The 18413-nt window shown below is 65.5% G+C and carries 16 protein-coding genes and 1 pseudogene; 7 read left to right on the top strand and 10 right to left on the bottom strand.

Annotation, left to right across the window (positions count from 1 at the left end):
- Window positions 1–8 precede the first annotated feature (8 nt).
- From N825_RS10335 to N825_RS10325, 3 genes are all read left to right on the top strand, one after another.
- Window positions 9–941, top strand: a complete 933-nt coding sequence (locus N825_RS10335) for a dihydrodipicolinate synthase family protein (protein ID WP_037450696.1) — start codon at window positions 9–11, stop codon at window positions 939–941.
- 70 nt (window positions 942–1011) lie between these two features.
- Window positions 1012–2589, top strand: coding sequence for an aldehyde dehydrogenase (NADP(+)) (locus N825_RS10330; protein WP_037450694.1), 1578 nt, complete (start codon window positions 1012–1014; stop codon window positions 2587–2589).
- 2 nt (window positions 2590–2591) lie between these two features.
- Complete coding sequence (locus N825_RS10325; RefSeq protein ID WP_245613073.1) at window positions 2592–3533, top strand: Gfo/Idh/MocA family protein; 942 nt, start codon at window positions 2592–2594, stop codon at window positions 3531–3533.
- Window positions 3534–3599: 66 nt separating this feature from the next.
- Here N825_RS10325 and N825_RS10320 read toward each other — a convergent pair whose 3' ends face one another.
- From N825_RS10320 to N825_RS10300, 5 genes are all read right to left on the bottom strand, one after another.
- On the bottom strand, window positions 3600–4121 hold the full coding sequence (locus tag N825_RS10320) for a nucleoside deaminase (RefSeq protein ID WP_245613072.1): 522 nt from the start codon (window positions 4119–4121) through the stop codon (window positions 3600–3602).
- On the bottom strand, window positions 4118–4873 hold the full coding sequence (locus N825_RS10315) for an aspartate/glutamate racemase family protein (RefSeq protein ID WP_051511923.1): 756 nt from the start codon (window positions 4871–4873) through the stop codon (window positions 4118–4120). Before N825_RS10315 ends, N825_RS10320 begins: the two co-directional genes overlap by 4 nt.
- Window positions 4874–4952: 79 nt before the next feature.
- Window positions 4953–5774, bottom strand: a complete 822-nt coding sequence (locus N825_RS10310; protein WP_051511921.1) for an ABC transporter ATP-binding protein — start codon at window positions 5772–5774, stop codon at window positions 4953–4955.
- Window positions 5767–6678, bottom strand: coding sequence for an ABC transporter permease (locus N825_RS10305; RefSeq protein ID WP_051511918.1), 912 nt, complete (start codon window positions 6676–6678; stop codon window positions 5767–5769). The genes N825_RS10310 and N825_RS10305 overlap by 8 nt, the downstream gene beginning before the upstream one ends.
- 25 nt (window positions 6679–6703) lie before the next feature.
- Window positions 6704–7765 (bottom strand): ABC transporter substrate-binding protein, encoded by a 1062-nt coding sequence (locus N825_RS10300; protein WP_037450689.1) that lies wholly within the window; start codon window positions 7763–7765, stop codon window positions 6704–6706.
- 205 nt (window positions 7766–7970) lie between these two features.
- On the opposite strand from N825_RS10300, the gene N825_RS10295 reads away from it, so the two are divergent.
- The gene (locus N825_RS10295; RefSeq protein WP_157619095.1) at window positions 7971–9452 is read left to right on the top strand and encodes an amidase; all 1482 of its coding nucleotides are present in this window, start codon (window positions 7971–7973) and stop codon (window positions 9450–9452) included.
- On the opposite strand, the gene N825_RS10290 is transcribed toward N825_RS10295, so the two are convergent.
- From N825_RS10290 to N825_RS10275, 4 genes are all read right to left on the bottom strand, one after another.
- Window positions 9449–10105 (bottom strand): GntR family transcriptional regulator, encoded by a 657-nt coding sequence (locus tag N825_RS10290; RefSeq protein ID WP_281174361.1) that lies wholly within the window; start codon window positions 10103–10105, stop codon window positions 9449–9451. The genes N825_RS10295 and N825_RS10290 overlap by 4 nt on opposite strands.
- Window positions 10106–10242: 137 nt before the next feature.
- Complete coding sequence (locus N825_RS10285) at window positions 10243–12054, bottom strand: PHA/PHB synthase family protein (protein ID WP_037451006.1); 1812 nt, start codon at window positions 12052–12054, stop codon at window positions 10243–10245.
- Between the two features lie 88 nt (window positions 12055–12142).
- Window positions 12143–12952 carry an enoyl-ACP reductase FabI gene (gene fabI / locus N825_RS10280; RefSeq protein ID WP_037450685.1) on the bottom strand — a complete coding sequence of 270 codons (810 nt, stop codon included), beginning with the start codon at window positions 12950–12952 and terminating at the stop codon, window positions 12143–12145.
- A 49-nt stretch (window positions 12953–13001) separates the two neighbouring features.
- Entirely contained in the window at window positions 13002–14435 is a 1434-nt protein-coding gene (locus tag N825_RS10275; protein WP_051511914.1) for a bifunctional enoyl-CoA hydratase/phosphate acetyltransferase, read from the bottom strand.
- Window positions 14436–14853: 418 nt separating this feature from the next.
- On the opposite strand from N825_RS10275, the gene N825_RS10270 reads away from it, so the two are divergent.
- From N825_RS10270 to N825_RS10260, 3 genes are all read left to right on the top strand, one after another.
- Window positions 14854–16008: an acyltransferase family protein gene (locus tag N825_RS10270; RefSeq protein ID WP_198038265.1), complete on the top strand. Its 1155-nt coding sequence runs from the start codon at window positions 14854–14856 to the stop codon at window positions 16006–16008.
- Between the two features lie 186 nt (window positions 16009–16194).
- Complete coding sequence (locus N825_RS40995) at window positions 16195–16362, top strand: transposase (protein ID WP_157619111.1); 168 nt, start codon at window positions 16195–16197, stop codon at window positions 16360–16362.
- The gene (locus N825_RS10260; RefSeq protein WP_157619094.1) at window positions 16344–17930 is read left to right on the top strand and encodes a transposase; all 1587 of its coding nucleotides are present in this window, start codon (window positions 16344–16346) and stop codon (window positions 17928–17930) included. Before N825_RS40995 ends, N825_RS10260 begins: the two co-directional genes overlap by 19 nt.
- A gap of 329 nt (window positions 17931–18259) precedes the next feature.
- Here the strand turns inward: N825_RS10260 and N825_RS40305 are convergent.
- A pseudogene (locus N825_RS40305) lies at window positions 18260–18370 on the bottom strand (IS6 family transposase); the annotation flags it as partial.
- Window positions 18371–18413: the final 43 nt, after the last annotated feature.

Raw genomic sequence — 18413 nt, 5'->3', positions numbered from 1 at the left:
GAATAAAAATGACCAAACAGTTCGACCACCCGGTTCACAAGGGTGTCTTCCCCGTCGCGCCGACCGTGTTCGACGCGTCCGGCGCCCTCGACCTCGAAGGCCAAAAGCGGGCGATCGATTTCATGATCGACGCCGGATCCGACGGCATCTGCATCCTGGCCAATTTCTCCGAGCAGTTCGTGCTGACCGACGAGGAGCGCGACACTGTGATCGACGCCGTGCTCGACCACGTCGCGGGCCGCGTGCCGATCATCGTCACCACCACGCACTTCTCCTCGGCGGTATGCGCCGAGCGGTCTCGCCGGGCGCAGGAGCGCGGCGCGGCGATGGTCATGATCATGCCGCCCTACCATGGTGCCACGTTCCGCGTGCCCGAGGCGTCGATTTATGAGTTCTACCGCGTCGTCTCGGACGCCATCACGATCCCGATCATGGTGCAGGACGCCCCGGTCGCCGGCACGCCGCTGTCCGTCCCCTTCCTCGCCCGCATGGCGCGTGAGATCGGCAACCTCGCCTATTTCAAGATCGAGGTTCCGCAAGCCGCCGCCAAGCTGCGTGGCTTGATCGAGGCCGGCGGCGACGCGATCGTGGGTCCGTGGGACGGCGAGGAGGCGATCACGCTGATGGCCGATCTCGACGCCGGGGCGACCGGCGCCATGACCGGCGGCGGCTACCCGGACGGGATTCGCCAGATCATCGACCCTTACTTCGCGGGCCGGCGCGAGGAGGCGGCCGACGCCTACCAGCGCTGGCTGCCGCTGATCAACTACGAGAACCGCCAATGCGGCCTCGCCGCGTGCAAGGCGCTCATGAAGGAGGGCGGCGTGATCGCCCATGAGACCTTGCGCCATCCCTTGCCGGCCCTGCATCCGGCCACCCGCGCCGGCCTGATCGAGATCGCGCGCCGGCTCGATCCCCTGGTGCTTCGCTGGGGCAAATGACCCTGGGGCGAGTGACAAGGGTACGGGTGATGGTGTTGACGGGTATGAACGCATTGACTTGGAGAGTGATATGATTACGGGTGAAGTGCTCATCGGGAGCCAAGACGTCACCGCCAGCCCAGTCTTCCAAGCCGTCGACCCCTCGGTTGGGAAGACGCTGGAACCGGCTTTCGCGGAGGCGTCGCCCGCCCATGTCGAGCGGGCGGCGAAGCTCGCCGCCGAGGCGTTTCCGATCTACCGCGAGACCTCGCCGGAAGTCCGCGCGGCCTTCCTCGACGGCATCGCCGCCAAGATCGAGGCGTTGGGCGATGAGTTGGTCGAGCGGGCCTCCCGCGAATCCGGCTTGCCGCTGCCCCGCCTCGTCGGGGAGCGCGCCCGGACCACGGGCCAGTTGCGGCTGTTCGCCAACTGGGTGCGCGCCGGTGGCGCCGACGAGCCGCGGCTCGATCCGGCCCTGCCGGATCGGAAGCCGATGCCGCGAGCCGACCTGCGGCTGCGCCATATCGGTGTCGGGCCGGTCGCGGTGTTCGGCGCCAGCAATTTCCCCTTGGCCTTCTCCGTCGCTGGCGGCGACACGGCGTCGGCGCTCGCCGCCGGCTGTCCCGTCGTGGTCAAGGGCCACCCCGCCCATCCCGGCACCTCGGAGATGGTCGGCCGCGCCATCCGCGCGGCGGTCGTGGAAGCGGGATTGCCCGAGGGCGTGTTTTCCCTGCTGACCGGCACGACCAACGAGCTTGGCGGCGCGTTGGTCGCCGATCCGCGCATCATGTCGGTGGGGTTCACCGGCTCACGCGCCGGCGGGCTCGCCCTGATGCGGATCGCCGCCGCCCGGCCGGTCCCGATCCCGGTCCACGCCGAGATGAGCAGCATCAACCCGGTGTTCCTGCTCCCCGCGGCACTAGAGGCGCGGGGCGACGCGCTGGGTGCCGCCTTCGTCGGCTCGCTCACCCTGGGCGCCGGCCAGTTCTGCACCAATCCCGGCCTCGTCATCGGCATCGCCGGCCCAGCGCTGGACCGCTTCATCGCCGCCGCGAGCGCCGCGGTGGAGAAGGCCCCCGCCACCACCATGCTGACACCCGGCATCCACGCCGCCTATGGCAAGGGCGTCGCCGAGTTGGAGGGCAATGCCGGGGTGACGTCACTGGCGCGCGGCATCGTGGGGGAGGGCGCCAACGCCTGCGGGGCGGCGCTGTTCGTGACGGACGCCTCCGCGTTCCTGGCGGATCCCGCGCTGTCCAAGGAGGTGTTCGGCGCGTCCTCGCTGATCGTGCGCTGCGCCGACGCGGCTCAAATGCTCGAGGTCGCGCGGGGGCTGGAGGGTCAGCTGACCGCGACGCTGCACCTGGACGCCGGTGATCATTCCCTCGCCCGCGACTTGATGCCCCTTCTCGAGGAACGTGCCGGACGCATCCTCGCCAATGGCTGGCCTACCGGAGTGGAGGTCAGCCACGCCATGGTCCATGGCGGTCCGTTCCCGGCGACCTCCGATCCGCGCGGCACCTCGGTCGGCACGCTCGCGATCCAGCGCTTCCTGCGGCCGATCTGCTATCAGGACCTGCCGGACGACCTGCTGCCCGACCCGGTCAAGCAGGCCAATCCGCTGGGGCTGCCCCGTCTGGTCGACGGCCGGCCCATGACGGGAGCCTGACCATGGCTGCGCCCCGCTTGGCTCCAATACGTTTGGCGATCGTCGGGTTCGGCAAGATCGCCCGGGACCAGCACGTCGCGGCCATCGCCGCGACGCCGGGCATCGAACTCGCGGCCATCGCCAGCCGGAACGCCGAACTGGAAGGCGTCGCGCATTTCACGACGCTGGAGGAACTTCTGAGCCAAGCGCCGGAGATCGAGGCGGTGGCGCTCTGCACCCCGCCGCAGGTGCGTCAGGCGCAGGCCTTGGCGGCTCTCCGGGCTGGCAAGCACGTCCTGCTGGAAAAGCCGCCGGGCGCCACGGTCAGCGAGATCGCCCCGCTGATCGCCGCCAGCAGGCTGACCGGCAAGACCTTGTACGCGACGTGGCACTCGCGCCACGCCCCGGCGGTCGAGCCGGCGAGGGCCTTCCTCGCCGGGTGCGACATCCGCTCGGTCAGAATCGACTGGAAGGAGGATGTCCGGGTCTGGCATCCGGGCCAGGGCTGGATCTGGGAACCGGGTGGGCTCGGCGTGTTCGATCCCGGCATCAACGCGCTGTCGATCCTGACCCGGATCATGCCGCGTCCCGTGTTCCTCACCCGCGCGGACTTGGCTTTCCCATCCAACCGCGCCGCCCCGATCGCGGCCAACCTCGATTTCACCGATGAGACCGGCGTGCTCATCCGGGCCGAGTTCGACTTCCGCCAGACCGGTGATCAGACCTGGGACATTCGGGTCGAGACCAGCAAGGGAACGCTGACGCTGTCGTCGGGCGGCGCCAAGTTGTTCCACGACGGCCAACCGATGGTCGACGAGGTCGAGGCGGAGTATCCCGCTCTCTACCAGCGGTTCGTCGAACTGGTCGGGCAGGGCGCCTCGGATGTCGACCTGACGCCGCTCGTCCATGTCGCGGACGCCTTCATGATCGGCCGGCGCGACGTCGTCGAGCCGTTCGACGATTGATGGTCGCGATCCAGCGGCCCTTTCCCGGCCCCAACCGCTCGGTCGGGCGCTCGGTCGGGTCGGCGATCACCGAACCGCTGGATCCGGCGAGGTCCAAGGTCGCGATACCCACTCGATGAGGACTTCGGTCGCTTCCTCCGGCATCGCTTGGCTCGATGGCATCTCGCCTGCCGCCAACGTGGCGCCGGCGGCGCGGCGCACGGCATCGACGTCGATGGGATGCCGCCGTCGGGGATCCAAGCCGTCGAGGACCTTACCGGCCTGATCGAGCGACGTGGCGTAATAGAGCGTCCTAATGCCGGCGATCTTCATGGCGGCCACGCAGAGGGCGCAGGGTTCGCAGGAGGTATAGAGATCGCAGCCTGTCAGATCGACGCTTCGCAGCTTTTGGCACGCGTCGCGGATCGCCTCGACCTCGCCATGCGAGGTCGGATCGAAATGGGCGAGCGAGCGGTTCAGTCCTTCGCCTACGATCACGTCATCCTTGACGATGACGGCGCCGAAAGGTTCGGTTCCGGGTTCGGTGAGCGCCCGGCGCGCCAAGGTGATCGCGTGCCGCATGAAGTGGTCCTGGTACATGAGCGTCATTCCCCTCGTCGTGTTCGTTTCAGCCGTTCACCGAGTTCGGGCGACAGGCCCTCGCTGGCGCGGCCTCCGGGTATGGCATAGCTGCCGCTGACCGCCGGCTTGGCCCCGATCCTGACCATGGCCTCCAGAAGTGGTATCCCGCACCGCATGCCATCCAGGACAGGAACGGGAAGCCGGTCCTGGAGGTCCAGGGACCGTCCCGACAAGACGGCCCCCATCAGGACGATCACCTCGGCATCGGCGTGGTCGATCAGATCTTGGCCGGCGGCGATCACGGCATCGTCCATCGCCATCCGCAGCGTGGGGGTTTCGGGTACCGGGCAATCGACCCGGCGCGTTCCGCAGATACGGCCGCCAAGCCCATAGGTGTCGATGAGTTCCATGTAGACGGCGGTGGCACCCTGACCCCAGATCACCAGGCCGATCCGGGTGCCGAGCGTCAGGGCGGCGAGCAACGACGCCTCGGTCAGGGCCAGCACAGGAACATCCAGGAGCTCGCGCGCCGCCCGCAGGCCGGAATCGTAGGAAACCGCGATCATGACGCCATCGCAGCCATCAGCGTGACGCGCGACGAGATCGAGCGTCGCGTGGCCGGCGATGGTGTTCTCGGTCCGGCTCGCGATGACGCGGGCCCCGAACAACCCGGTCGCGAAATCCAGGTCCGTGTCGGCCGAAGCGAAGCGCTTGGCCGAGAGCGCCACGATTTCCGTGACCGCGGCTGACGTGTTCGAGTTGACGATCAGAAGGCGCATGATTGCCCGTTTTTCCGTTTCATTGGCTGCCAAGTCCTGGCGGGCGATGGGTGCCGCGGTCGTGGCGGGACATCCCGCCTCACAGCCCTTCCTGTTCGGCGAAGGCGGCATCGACCTCGGCCTTCAGCAAGTCCGTCAGCGCGATCCGCAAGGCCGCGCATTCGGGCGAGAAGGGATCGCGCGGGCGCGGCAGCGTGATCGGCACGATGGTCTTGATCCGGCCGGGACGGGCGGTGAACACGACGACCCGATCCGCCAGGGCCACCGCCTCGTCGATGTGGTGGGTCACGAACAGCACGGATGCCGTGCTGTCGCGCCAGACGTCGAGCAGGAAGTCCTGCATCTTCGCCCGCGTCTGGACATCGAGCGCCGCGAAGGGTTCATCCATCAGCAGGACCTTGGGACGCATGGCCAGCGCGCGGGCGACGGCGACGCGCTGCCGCATGCCGCCGGAGAGTTCGGTCGGCCGCTTGGTGGCCGCCTCGGCGAGACCCACCCGTTGCAGGGCGTCGCGGGCGGCCTGTTTACGCTCCGCCGCCGGCACGCCGCCGAGCGATAGGCCGAAGGCGACGTTCTGGCCGACGGTGAGCCACGGAAAGAGGGCGGCCTGCTGGAAGATCAACGCCCTTTCCGGCGCCGGCTCCGTCACGGGTTTTTCGAACGACCGGATCTCGCCCTCGGTGGGCGATTCCAGCCCCGCGATCAGGAACAGCAAGGTGCTCTTGCCGCACCCCGAGGGGCCAAGCAGGACGACGAACTCTCCCGGCTTGACATCGAGGTCGATGCCGCGCAGCGCTTCATAGGCGCGTGGGGTATCGGGGAGCCAGACCTTGCCGACACCACGACAGGTGATCGCGGACTCCCGTGATATCGTGGCCGTGCTGTTCGCCAAGTCAGACATCCCGGCCTCCCGTTTCGCGGGGTGCCCAGAACAGGAACCGCCTCTGCAACCAGCGGAGAAGCCAATCGGAGGTGAATCCAAGGATGCCGATCAGCGTGATGGTGAAGAAGACGAGCGAGGGGTTGAAGGTGTTGCGCGCCAGCATGATGATCTGGCCAAGACCCGATCCGACGCCGGTCGCCTCGGCGAGTAGGACGACCATCCAGGCGGCGAACATGTTCATGCGCAGCACCACGAGCAGGCCGGGCGCCACGGCCGGCAGGATGACGCGCCAGTAGATCTGGGCCCGCGTCGCTCCCATGGTGCGCGCGGCGTTGACGAGGTTCCGGTCCACCGCGTCGATCTCGGCGATGGTCGCGAGGGTCATGGTGAAGAACAGGGCGATGAACACCATGAAGATCGCCGGCGGATTGCCGATGCCAAACAGGAAGATGGCGATCGGCAGCCAGGCGATCGGGGAGACGGGTGCCAGGAAGGAGATGGTCGGAAGGAACAGGCGCTCGACGAACAGGAAGCGCCGGATGGCCAAGCCCAGGGTGATCGACAGGGCGGTGGCCAGCGCCAGTCCGGACGCGACCCGTCCGACGGTCGCGAGAACCGTCGTCAGGACGGCCATGAAGGGGTCGGGCTGTTCCGCCACACCGACGCCGACCTGCCAGCGCAGGGTGGGGCTGAAGAACTGGGCCTGTTCCAGGATGTTGCCCAGAAAGATGTGCGGCGGCGGAACCAGCCGGGGGTTGGTCCACCCCAGCGCCCAGGCGAGTTCCCATATTCCGGCGAAGAAGCCCAGGGAGAACAGGGTCCACCCTATCCGGGCGATGATGGGGCGGATCCGCGCGCCGAGCGCGCGCGGCCTCGTGGTCGCACCCCGCCTTCCGACCGTTTCCAAGGTCGAGATCGACATTGCGGCGATCCTTTCGTGGATCGGATCAGGACTTGTACTTCAGCTTCGAGAAGGTCTCGGGATTCTCCGCGATCACCGCCTCGAGGAAGCTCCAGTCGAGCACCGAGGCGTCGGGCTTCCGCTTGATGTAGCCCATCTCCATCAGGGATTGGCCGCGATCCAGGATGAACTGGGTCTGGCTTCGCGCGTCGATCACGGACGGCTGCTTCGACATCGCGAGTTTTCCGCGCTCCATGTCGGTCTTGTAGTAGGAGCCCAGCAGCTTGTTCAGCGTTCCCTCCGGATCCTGCTCGGCGACCAGCTGCGCTTCCATCATGCCCTTGATCAGGGCCTTGATCGCCTTCGGGTTCTCGTCGATCAGGCCGGCCCGGATGCCGAGGATGCAGTCGGAGTAGAAGGGCGTTCCATAGATGTCGCTGCCGTTCGACAGCATCGTGGCGCCGGGCTTGTCCTTGAGGATGATCGTGCCATAGGGTTCGATCGTCGTCAGGATATCGACCGCGCCCGACATGAAGGCCTGGGCCGATTCAGGAGTCGTGTCGAAATAGCGGATCGTCAGGTCCTTGTAGTTGACCCCCTGCTTCTTGAACCAGTCATAGGCCATGATCTCCAGCGTATCGAGCTGGAAGGTACCGATCGTCTTGCCCTTGAAATCCTCCGGCTTCGTGATGCCGGGCTGCGCCACGATACCGACACCCCCGACGCCGCCGCCGCCCACGATCTTGACGGGAACCCCGGAATCGTAGAGGGCGAGGAAGGTCGTGTAAGGCATGATCCCGACGTCGATCTGTCCCGCTCCGATCATCGTGATCTCGTCGGCGAAGGTCGGGGTCGTGATCAGCTTGAGGTCGACGCCCTCTTCCTTGACGGTATTCAGCACATGGGAGAGGAACAAATTGAGATTGCAGAAACCCGCTCCATGGGTGGCCGTGATCTCGGTTCCCGCCGCGAGGGCGGTTCCGCCGATCAGGCCCGGAGGAACGGCGAGGGTCAGCGTCGCGGCGCCGGCGGCGCGAAGAAACGTGCGACGGTCCGCCATCCCTTTGAACGCGGTGGCGCCGAGACCACGGTTGAGCAAATCACACATGTGCCTCTCCGATCGTAAAGATGCAGCACGATTGGCCGTGCGCGCCACAGGCATGTCGTTGCGACATCCTGCATATTGCATTATAAAAAAAAAAATCCTTTTTTTACAAGAAGTTAATGAGCGTAAATTGTAGCCGGGTAGCTCGAAATTTAGGCGGCGTCCTGATAGGAATCAGGGCAGTTCATGCGGTGCAGCAGGAGTGATCATGACCGAACCGGCGTCCCTCGGCATCTCGCGCGCCCTCCAGGCGATCCGCTCCGGCGCGCTCTCCCCGACGGCGTTGGTCCAGGAAATGCTGGACCGTATCTCGCGTTTCGACGGTCGGGTACGGAGCTTCGTTCACTTGGATCCAGCCGGAGCGTTGGCGGCCGCGCGGCGGATCGAGGCGGCGGCCGCGACCGGTGGGGCATTGTCCGGCATCCCCCTGGGTCTCAAGGACTTGTTCGATACGGCCGACATGCCGACGACCGGATGCTCCCTGCTGTTCGAAGACCGCAGGCCGGAGCGGGACGCCCTGTCGGTTGCGCGCCTGCGGTCCTCGGGTGCCGTCATTCTGGGCAAGCTGGCCGCTTGGGAATGCGGCATGGGTGGAACGTCATTCACGTCGCCATGGCCGCCGACCCGCAACCCTTGGGACCTTGGGCGGGATCCGGGGGGGTCGTCGAGCGGTTCCGCCGCGGCCGTCGCGGCCGGGTTCTGCCTGGGTGCCACCGGTTCCGACACCGGTGGTTCGATCCGGGAACCCGCGTCCTGGTGCGGTATCGCCGGTTTGAAGCCGACTTACGGACTGGTCGACGTCTCGGGCGTCATGGCGGCTTCCCACAGTCTCGACCATGTCGGTCCGATGGCGCGGGACAGCCGGGACTGTGCCGTCATGCTGGACGTCATGGCCGGGAAGGAGCGCGATGCCTGTTTTTCGAAAACGATCGACCAGGGTGTGGCGGGCCTGCGGATCGCGGTCGTTGATCTCGACCATGAGGATCAACTCCACCTCGACGAAGCCATCGCGGGCGGGGTCGACCGGGCCGCGGCCCTGCTGACCCAGCGGGGCGCCGTCGTCACCCGGGTCCGCCTGCCAAAGCTCGGCTTGTTCAGCGCGGTCTGCACGGTGCTGGCGTCGGTCGAAGGTTTCGCGCTGCACCGCACCCATCTGACCGCCTCCTCCAGCCTCTACGACCCGCTGACGTTGAGACGTCTTCTCGTTGGCGGACGCGTCTCCGCGAACGACCACAGGGCCGCCGAACGCGTGCGGGAGATCCTGATCCTGCGGGTCGCGGAGGCCATGGCATCCCTCGACCTCGTCGTCATGCCGACCACCCGGGTCACGGCACCCGTGCTGGGCGGTTTCGATTCCCATGGGGGCCATCCGTCGCTGACCAGACCTTGGAACGTCACCGGCTATCCCGCCTTGTCGATCCGCCTCGGCTTCGATGGCGCCGGCCTGCCCGTGGGATTGCAGATCGCGGGGCATCCCTTCACGGACGCCCTCGTGCTGCGCGCCGGACATGCCCTGGAGAGCGGCCTCGATGACCGGTGCCGATGGCCCGACCTCGAAGCGGCCGCGGCACCGCCACCGCCGCCGGATCCGGCCATCGAGGTTTCCGACGAGCGGGCGCTCGAGGCGTTGGCCGACATCACGGAGCGAGCCGCCGAACTGGTCCGGTCCGCCGCGCGAAGCGGTGGCTAGGCCGGCCGGTCGCGCACGCGCAGCAATGTCGCGATGACCGACACTCCGGTTCGGCGGGTATGATCGACCAAGGCGTCGGCGACATCCCGCGGGGTGCCGGAGCGGAACGCCCCCATGATCCGTTCATGCTCCTGAACCGACTCGACCCATCTGACGGCATCGTAATTCGTCGTGGCGCGGGCCCGGTGGATCTTGGCGCTCAGATTGGCATAGGTCGTCTTGAGAACGGGGTTGCCCGCGAGTTCGACGACGCGGGCATGGATCTCGCGGTTGCGGATGGCGTAATCGGCCCGGTCGCCGCGGTCGTGCTGCGCGACCATGGCGGCATGCATCCCCTCCAGTTCGGCGATGTCCGCCGGAGAGGCGTTCTCCGCGGCCCTGCGCCCCGCCAAGGCCTCAAGTCCTTCCATGACTTCGAAGATCGCCGCGATCTCGTCCGGATCCACCGGCGCCACGATCGGAGTTCGGCGCGGACGCAGTTCGACCAGTCCCTCGGACGCCAGCACCTTCAAGGCTTCCCGCATGGGGGTGCGCGAGACGCCGAACGTCTCGCATAGGCCGGTTTCGACGATCTGCTCCCCCGGAGCGAGTTCCCCTTCTTGGATCATCGACCGAATTTGCGAGACGAGCGCGCCGTATAGTGTTCCCCGCAGAATGACGCGGGAGCCCCTTTCGTGCCCTGATTTCAGCTTGGGGCGTCCCCGAACCGCTTGAACATTCACCCTTGCGCCTCGACGTGTGCTGTTTGAGCCTGGATAAGTCTTTTACAACATATCCAGGCGAACACAAATCAGCCGGCCCGGCGCGCCACATAAGAGCCGGGAGCCTCCTCGAGCGCCGGCAGGCCGCCGGCACCGGGCTGGCGCGCCGGAACCTCGCCGTCGGAGCGCTCGCCCACCCAGCGGTTCCATTCTGGCCACCAGGAGCCTTCCGCGCGCTGGGCGGCCGCCAGCCAGCCATCCGGCTCGGCGGGCAGGTCGGCGCCGGTCCAGTAGCAGTATTTGTTGGCGCTGGGCGGGTTGATGACGCCGGCGATGTGGCCCGAGGCGGACAGCACGAACTTGACCGGGCCGGCGAAGGTCTGGGTCGCCGCGTAGGTCGATTTCCACGGGGCGATGTGGTCCTCGCGGGCGGACAGGAAGAAGCTGGGCGTCTCGATCCGGCGCAGGTCGATCTTTTCCCCCGCCAGGGTCAGGGCGTCCGGCTTCGCCAGCAGGTTGTTCAGGTACATGTTGCGCAGGTAGAAGCTGTGCATCGCGGCCGGCATCCGCGTGTTGTCGCTGTTCCAGTACAACAGGTCGAAGGCGTGCGGGTCCTTGCCGAGCAGGTAGTTGTTGACCACGAACGACCAAATCAGGTCGTTGGCACGCAGCATGTTGAACGAGGCCGCCATGGCGGAGCCGTCGAGATAGCCCTTCTCGGCCATCGAGGCCTCGATGCCGGCGATCTGTTCCTCGTCGATGAACACCGACATCTCGCCGACATCGGAGAAGTCGGTCATGGTCGTGAAGAACGTGGCCGACGCGATCCGGTCCTTGTCCTTGCCGCCGTCCTTGACGCTCAGATACGCCAGTGTGGAGGCGAGCAGTGTGCCGCCCAGGCAATAGCCGATGGCGTTGACGGAGGTCTCGCCGGTCGCCTTCTCGATCCGCGCGAGCGCGTCGAGCGGACCTTCGAGCATGTAGTTCTCGAACGTCTTGGCGGCATGGCGCTCGTCCGGATTGATCCACGAGATCACGAAGACGGTGTGGCCCTGGTCGACCGCCCACTTGATGAAGCTGTTCTTCTCGCGGAGGTCCAGGATGTAGAACTTGTTGATCCACGGCGGCACGATCAGCAGCGGCCGCTTGGAGACCGTCGCGGTGGTCGGGGTGTATTGGACCAGTTGCATCAGCTCGTTCTGGTAGACGACCTTGCCCGGGGTCGTCGCGATGTTCTGGCCGACCTTGAAGGCGTCGAAGTCGGTCATCCTGGGGGAGATCTTGCCGTGCCCCCGGTCCATGTCCTCCATCAGGTGCCGCAGGCCCTTGACCAGATTGAGCCCGCCGCTTTCCAGCGTGGCGCGCAGCACCTCGGGATTGGTCAGGGGATTGTTGGTCGGGGCCGCCGCGTCGATCATCTGCCGGGTGTGGAACTGGACCTTGTGGGCCATGTGCGGCTCCAGGTTATCGGCGTCGCCGATGACCTGGGTCAGGAAGCGGGACCACAGGAGATACATCTGCTTGACGCTGTCGAGCGCCAGGACTTCCGTCCAATCCGGGTTGGAGAAGCGGCGGTCGCCTTGGTCCGGCAGGATGACCGGCAGCGGCGTCGCCCCCATCGCCCGGCGCGCCGCGTTCCGCCACAGCTTCGCGCAATCGAACCACAGGTCGGTTTGGGCGGAGGCCAGCCGGAACGGATTGGCCATCACGGTGCGCGCCGCCGCCATGGCGACATCGGCGATGTGCAGGGGGTCGGCCGGCGCCGCCGACGCGTGGGACGCGGCGTTGTTGACCGCCTCCGCCAGGATGTGCCCGCCATGCTCGGCGATATGGCCGAAAGCCTCCGACATGGCGGCGGCGTCGGGAAAGTGGACTTCGGGAAAATCGCCTTGCTGTGTCATCATCCGTACTCAAATGTGTTGAGGTTCGCGGCCAGCCACGTCGTGACTGGCCGCGAACCGTGCTCCGTTCGGCCTGTCGTGGCGCCGATCAGCCGATGATGTTGTAGCCGCCGTCGATGTAGACGAGCTGGCCCGTGACCGACTTGGCTGCGTCGGTCGCCAGGAAGGCGGAATAGGCGCCGACCTCGTCGATCGTGGTCAGGTGATGGGTTGGTGCTCGTTCGGTCGCCTTCGCCATCAGGTCGTCGAAATGATCGATGCCCGACGCGGCGCGCGTCGCCAGGGGGCCGGGGCTCAGCGTGTTGACGCGGATGCCCTTGGGGCCCAGCTCGGCGGCGAGATAGCGCGTCAGGCTTTCCAGCGCCGCCTTGACCGGACCCATGATGTTGTAGTGCTCGACCACCTTCTCGGCGCCGAAGTAGGAGACGGTCTGCATGCTGCCGCCGCCGGCCTTCTCCATCAACGGTTCGGCCAGCTTCGCCATGCGGACGAAGGAGTGGCAGGACACGTCCATCGCGGTCATGAAGCCCTCGCGCGAGCAGTCGATCACCCGGCCGTGCAGGTCCCGCATCGGGGCGAAGGCGATGGCGTGCAGGATGAAGTCGAGCTTGCCCCAGACGCGGTCGATCTCGGCGTAGACCGCTTCCAGTTCGTTCTCGGTCGTGACATCGCAGGGCATGATGATCGGAGCGCCCAGTTCCTCGGCCAGCGGGCGGACGAAGCGCTCGGACTTGGGGTTCAGGTAGGTCACCGCCAGTTCTGCGCCCAGGTCGCGATAGGCCTTGGCGCAGCCATAGGCGATGCTGCTGGCGTTGGCGATGCCGACCACGAGGCCGCGCTTACCGGCGAGGTCGAAGGAGAGGGAGGGCCGGAGGGCCGTGTTGGTCGCGTCGGTCACTGGTAAATTCCTTCTGGCGAAATGCTTCGTGGGGTGGGGAATGTTCCGGTCACGCCTTGCGGGCGTGCGCCACCAGGACGGCGACGGCGCAGGAAGCGACACGGGTGCGCTCGTCGTCGGACCTGCTGGTCAGGATGATCGGGCAGCGCGCGCCCATGACGATGCCGGCGCCATCCGCCTGGGCGATCTTGGACAACTCCTTGGCGACCATGTTGCCGGCCTCGAAGTTGGGCACCAGCAGGATGTCGGCGCGGCCCGCGACCTCGCTCTTGATGCCCTTGACCCGCGCCGCCTCGGGATCGACCGCGTTGTCGAAGGCCAGCGGACCGTCGACGATGGCGCCCCGGATCTGGCCGCGCGCCGCCATCACCGTCAACGCCGCGGCGTCGATCGTGCTGGGGATCTTGGAACTCACCGTCTCCACGGCGGACAGCACCGCGACGCGTGGCACGTCGATGCCCAGGACATGGGCGAGGTCGATGGCGTTCTGGGCGATGTCGACCTTCTCGTCCAGGGTCGGGTACATCAGCACGGCGGCATCGGTGACCAGCAGGGGGCTGAGACGGCCGGGAACCTGCATGACGAAGACGTGGCTGACGCGGCGGCCCGTGCGGAGCCCGGATTCGCGCCGCACCACCTCGGCCAGCAGGATGTCGGTGTGCAGGTTGCCCTTCATCAGGGCTTCGGCCTGGCCATCGCGGACCAATGCCACCGCGCGGATGGCGGCCGCGATGTCGTTCTCGGCGGGAACGATGGTGGCGGCGCCCAGGTCCAGCCCATGCCGCTCGGCGAGCGCCCGGATCACCGTCTCGGGTCCCACCAGCAGGGGCTTGATCAGGCCGGCGGCCGCCGCCTCGACGGCACCGCGCAGCGAGACCTCGTCGGTCGGGAACACGACCGCGGCGCTGATCGGCTCCAACCCCTGGCACTTCGCCAGTAGGGCCTCATGTCCAGCGTGGTCGAACAGCCGGAACTCGTGCAGGTGGACGCGGGGCCGCGAGATCCTGTGCGAGGGGGCGATGACGGTGGCGTCGCCGCTCAGCACGACCTCGCCGGCTTGGTTGGTGACCTCGCAGCCGAACACGACGATCTTCTTGTCGTCGCGCTTCTCCTTGGCGGTGACGGTCGCCGTGATCATGTCGCCGGGCCGCACCGGCCGGCGGAACTTGAGGTCCTGGCTGAGATAGATGGTGCCCGGACCGGGCAGGCTGGTGCCGAGCACGGCGCTGACGATCGACGCCGACCAGATGCCATGGCCGATTACGCCCTTGAACATCGTTCCGGCGGCGTATTCGGTGTCGAGGTGGGCGGGGTTGGTGTCGCCCGATACCCGGGCGAACAACTCGATGTCCGAGAGGCTGAGCATGCGGGAGAGTGCGGCCGACCTTCCGATCGCGATCTCGTCGTAGGTCACGTTCTCGACGATGTCCGAAACTTCCCCTGCGGCGGCTGGGACGGAGATTTTCGACTGGAAGGTATCCATGATGGCAATCCCATTTCCTGACTTCGAGCATGTCTCCAGGTCGCGACGAAGCCCAGGCATCGTCACGGTCCAAAAAACCGACGCTCTCTTGACTTCAGATCCAGCGCTTTTCGCGCCGCACACCATATTGCAGTGCAGCGTAAATTCCAGGTTAAGCTTTCGGGTGTCAATCGAGACTCAGCCGCATTATTGATCCAGATCAATATTCCGCCATTCCACGGTGAACCGTTGCTTTACCGGTCGGGACACGCGTCGAGCCAGCCGGGCGCGAAGGAGGCTGCAACCAAGTTGCCTGATGGCGATTTCGGCATAACGCCAAGTGAACTCCGAATTGAAATTTACATACATGCTTCATGATATAAACATCAGGCTGTCGGTTTGACCCAAAAATCCTAGAGCTTGGTCACTGGAGGCGGTAGTGCGTTTTCATACTTTGGACAGTTGGCGCGGTGTTTGCGCCATACTGGTCGCATTGATGCATTTTCCATTTCTTGGTCATCAATACATGCTGCCGTTTGTTCGTGACAGCTATCTGTTTGTTGATTTTTTCTTCGTGCTCAGCGGTTTCGTCATCACGCACGCCTACGGCGGCAAGCTGGGGGACTGGCGGTCGGCCGGACGGTTCATGGTGCGGCGGATCGGCCGGGTCTGGCCGCTGCACATCTTCGCGCTGTCATTGTTCGTGGCGCTCGAACTGGCGAAATACCTGCTGGCGGGTCATCTCGGCGGCGCCCAGCACGCGCCTTTCACCGGCGCGACCTCGATCGAAACCCTGTTCACCAACATCTTCCTGATCCACGCCACGGGCATCCACGATGTCCCCGCCTCATGGAACGGGCCGAGCTGGTCGATCAGCGCGGAGTTCATCGTCTATGGCCTGTTCGCCCTGGTGACCATCGCCTTCGGGTCGCGGCGCGCGGTGGTGCTCGTGGTCCTGTCGGCTGTCTGTGCCGCCGTGCTGCTGACCCTCTCGCCCAAATACATGAACGCAGCCATGGATTTCGGCCTCGCGCGCTGTGTGTTCGGCTTCACGGTCGGGCATCTGGTCTATCTGCTGCACCAGCGCCAAGCCCGCCAATCCGGTGGCGTTCCGAAGTACGGGTCGTGGATCGAAGCCGCCTGCCTGACGCTGGTCGGCCTGTTCATCGCCAAAGTTGGCCAGACCCCTCTCTCCGTCACGGCACCCCTGCTGTTCGGTGTCGTGGTCCACGTCTTCGCCTCGGGCGACGGGATCTTCACGGGATTGCTCTCGACCCGGCCTTTCCGGCTGTTGGGCGAGCTGTCGTTCTCGATCTACATGATGCATGGCTTCCTGATCGAGATGCTGCTGAAGCTGGCGGGCGCCCTGGAGAAGACGACGGGCTGGCCGGTCAAAGTCACGCTGCCGGACGAATCGGTCGTGGTGTCGGCCGGGGGGCTATGGGCGACGGACACCTTCATCCTTCCCTACCTCGCCGCCGTCGTCATCGTCTCCTGGTTCACCTATCGCCTGATCGAGCTGCCAGGGCAGAGGCTGTTCAACAACCTTCGCATCGCCCGGCCCCGGATCGAGGCTCCGCAGCCGGCTCTCTGAGGAACAGGCCCACTCCAAGATCACCAAAGCCCAATCGCCTACGAGCCGGTGAAGGACCAGTCGGAGACATACGACGCCACGTCATCGCATCTTGAATGTCGTTCGCCGGTAGGTGGAATCCCGCTCGGTACCAGCGGGTCAGCCCCACCCTGTGGGACAGCCTGAACCAGAGCCACTGAGACATCACTGATCCTCAGGACAGTATTTCACCAGCCGCCGCGGCGGACTGAGGGATTGGTCGGCTCGCTGTTCGAGCGGATGGAGCTGGATCTTCCGACGCCGGACCATCCGACCCAGAGCCGGTGGGCCAGAGCCGGTGGGCCAGGACCCTGGCGGTGGCTCCCCAGGCGGTGAGCGAACCGGTTCGCCTGCTGGTCGACAGCACCGGGGTGAAGCTAAGCGGGCCGGGCGAATGGCTGATCGAGAAGCATGGAACCCAGCCACGCCGGGCTTGGCGCAAGCCGCGCTTGGGCATCGATACCAATACCGGCAAGATCGTCGCCTCGACCTTGACCAGCAAGGAGGTCGATGCCGCCGCCGAACTCGGCGCGTTGCTCGACCAGGTCAACGAGCCGCCGCAAACTTTGCGACAGAACCGAATTCGGTACTGTACAAGGATAAAGATCACGTTGGCAGTGAAGTCGTCTACTGAGTATACTCACTCATTCTCTACCCGCAATCCGTGTGCATCGAAAGCGCGGGAGAACCAATTGATGCTCGATACCGACAGCTCGTCGATAGGAAGATTCGACAGATCCTTCCTTGTCCACATGATCAAGGATTTCTTCCTTGTTCTGCTGGCTGTCACGATGCTCGAGTTCACGTTCAAAGCTGTGGGCGTCTTCTACAACTACAGCGTGAACGGGGCGTCAGAGGCGCAGGTTGTCGCCGATGATCTAGCCGAAAACGTCCGTTCGATCATGCGGAACGAAGGCGGGCCAGTCGCCGCTCGCACCATGTATCCGATCTTGCAAAAGAATTGGATGGAACTGGGCTACGCCGTCGCAATCGTTCCCTCTGATGTTACCATCCGCTCCATCAAGAACGGGTTTGACTTTGTTCCGGCCGGCATTCCGGAATCCTGGCCTGAAGGCGAATTCAAGAAGGCGGCGGTGCGGATCACGGCCGAAACCTTCTGCTTGTCGTGCCATACCGAGGCGCAGGTCGGCGATGTCCTGGGCACTGTCATCGTCCGCAATTATCTGGAACGCGATTTCGCGATCTGGTTTGAAGAAGTTCGCCTCGCGGCGGGCTTTGCTCTCGCCAAGATATTGTTGCATTCAGTGCTTCTGTTTTTGATCTTGCGTGTTCGGATGGAGCCGCTTTTGCGATTGCGCTCCGTGGTCAGCAATCTTTCGAAGGCTTACAGTGCGCTGGATCAGCGGGCGGAGATCCGGACGGCGGATAAATTTGGCGCGTTGGCGCGTGATCTGAACATTTTTCTTGATCGCATCAATCGTCTGATCGCCGAACTCAATCAAGTCCTGCTGCGCGTCGTGGCGGTGAATGATGATATCGTCACCGTCCAAGGCGATCTGCGCGGCCAGATCGACCGTGTGGTGACAGGCGTGCGGCGGCTGGAGCGGGACGCGATGATGGCCGCCAAGCGCGAGCCTCGCCTCTCGAACGATTGGTTCAAAGCGATTCGCACGTCGGTTCAGGCGCTGGACGACAAGCTCGCGCAGGCGGGCGAACTTCCGCAGGCAGGCGAATTGCTTGAGGCGCTGCGCGCGGTGATCGGACATGCCGAGACGCAACTGGCGACGTCGGAGAAGGTCTTCGAAAGCCTTGCCGCCGTTGGGGACGACACTGAAAACCTGAAAGGTGCCATGGCCGAGATGACCCGACTGGAGGAGCGCATGAAAACGATCATCGAGACGGGCGGCACCCTGGTGCGCCAGCTACAGCCGGAGGTCGATTAAGGGGCATGACGGCTTAAGGTGAGACACTGAGGTTAAGCGGAAGGCTCGCGGCGAGGCTCTGGTGCATGGAGGCCGTCGAGTATGGATTTCTCCCTGGTTCGTTGATCCTCAGGCGGCGCCGACGGAGTTGGGCCGTCCGAGGTCGAGCACGCGCTTTGCGCCTTGGTGGTGGTGGCCGTCGCCAAGGCGATCTTCGATACGCGGTCCCTCATCCTGCCGGCGCGCGGAAAGGCTTGAGGGTATCGTCACGTTAACTTGGATTGGCCATGCGAAGACGTCAGCGGTCCGTAAGTCGGACTTCATGCCGTTATCCGGACGCACTTCCGACACCAGCGCCGGATCGTTTCGTAGGAGACTACCACGCCCCGCTCCGCCAGCATCAGCTCGACATCCCGGAAGCTGAGACGGAACGTGAGGTACAGCCAAACGGCGTGACTGATGACTTCGACTGGGAGGCGGTGACGATGCCGCGCTCAGGACGAA

The organism is Skermanella stibiiresistens SB22 (assembly GCF_000576635.1).
Taxonomy (GTDB): domain Bacteria; phylum Pseudomonadota; class Alphaproteobacteria; order Azospirillales; family Azospirillaceae; genus Skermanella; species Skermanella stibiiresistens.
This window is presented reverse-complemented; position numbering and strand designations above follow the sequence as displayed.

What these genes read in the sequence shown, in the direction of transcription:
- N825_RS10275 (WP_051511914.1), bottom strand. Translation starts at nt 14,435, where the DNA reads ATGGATACCTTCCAGTCGAAAATCTCCGTCCCAGCCGCCGCAGGGGAA.
- N825_RS10330 (WP_037450694.1), top strand. Translation starts at nt 1,012, where the DNA reads ATGATTACGGGTGAAGTGCTCATCGGGAGCCAAGACGTCACCGCCAGC.
- N825_RS10325 (WP_245613073.1), top strand. Translation starts at nt 2,592, where the DNA reads ATGGCTGCGCCCCGCTTGGCTCCAATACGTTTGGCGATCGTCGGGTTC.
- N825_RS10310 (WP_051511921.1), bottom strand. Translation starts at nt 5,774, where the DNA reads ATGTCTGACTTGGCGAACAGCACGGCCACGATATCACGGGAGTCCGCG.
- N825_RS10305 (WP_051511918.1), bottom strand. Translation starts at nt 6,678, where the DNA reads ATGTCGATCTCGACCTTGGAAACGGTCGGAAGGCGGGGTGCGACCACG.
- N825_RS10285 (WP_037451006.1), bottom strand. Translation starts at nt 12,054, where the DNA reads ATGACACAGCAAGGCGATTTTCCCGAAGTCCACTTTCCCGACGCCGCC.
- N825_RS10300 (WP_037450689.1), bottom strand. Translation starts at nt 7,765, where the DNA reads ATGTGTGATTTGCTCAACCGTGGTCTCGGCGCCACCGCGTTCAAAGGG.
- N825_RS10320 (WP_245613072.1), bottom strand. Translation starts at nt 4,121, where the DNA reads ATGACGCTCATGTACCAGGACCACTTCATGCGGCACGCGATCACCTTG.
- N825_RS10295 (WP_157619095.1), top strand. Translation starts at nt 7,971, where the DNA reads ATGACCGAACCGGCGTCCCTCGGCATCTCGCGCGCCCTCCAGGCGATC.
- N825_RS10315 (WP_051511923.1), bottom strand. Translation starts at nt 4,873, where the DNA reads ATGCGCCTTCTGATCGTCAACTCGAACACGTCAGCCGCGGTCACGGAA.
- N825_RS10335 (WP_037450696.1), top strand. Translation starts at nt 9, where the DNA reads ATGACCAAACAGTTCGACCACCCGGTTCACAAGGGTGTCTTCCCCGTC.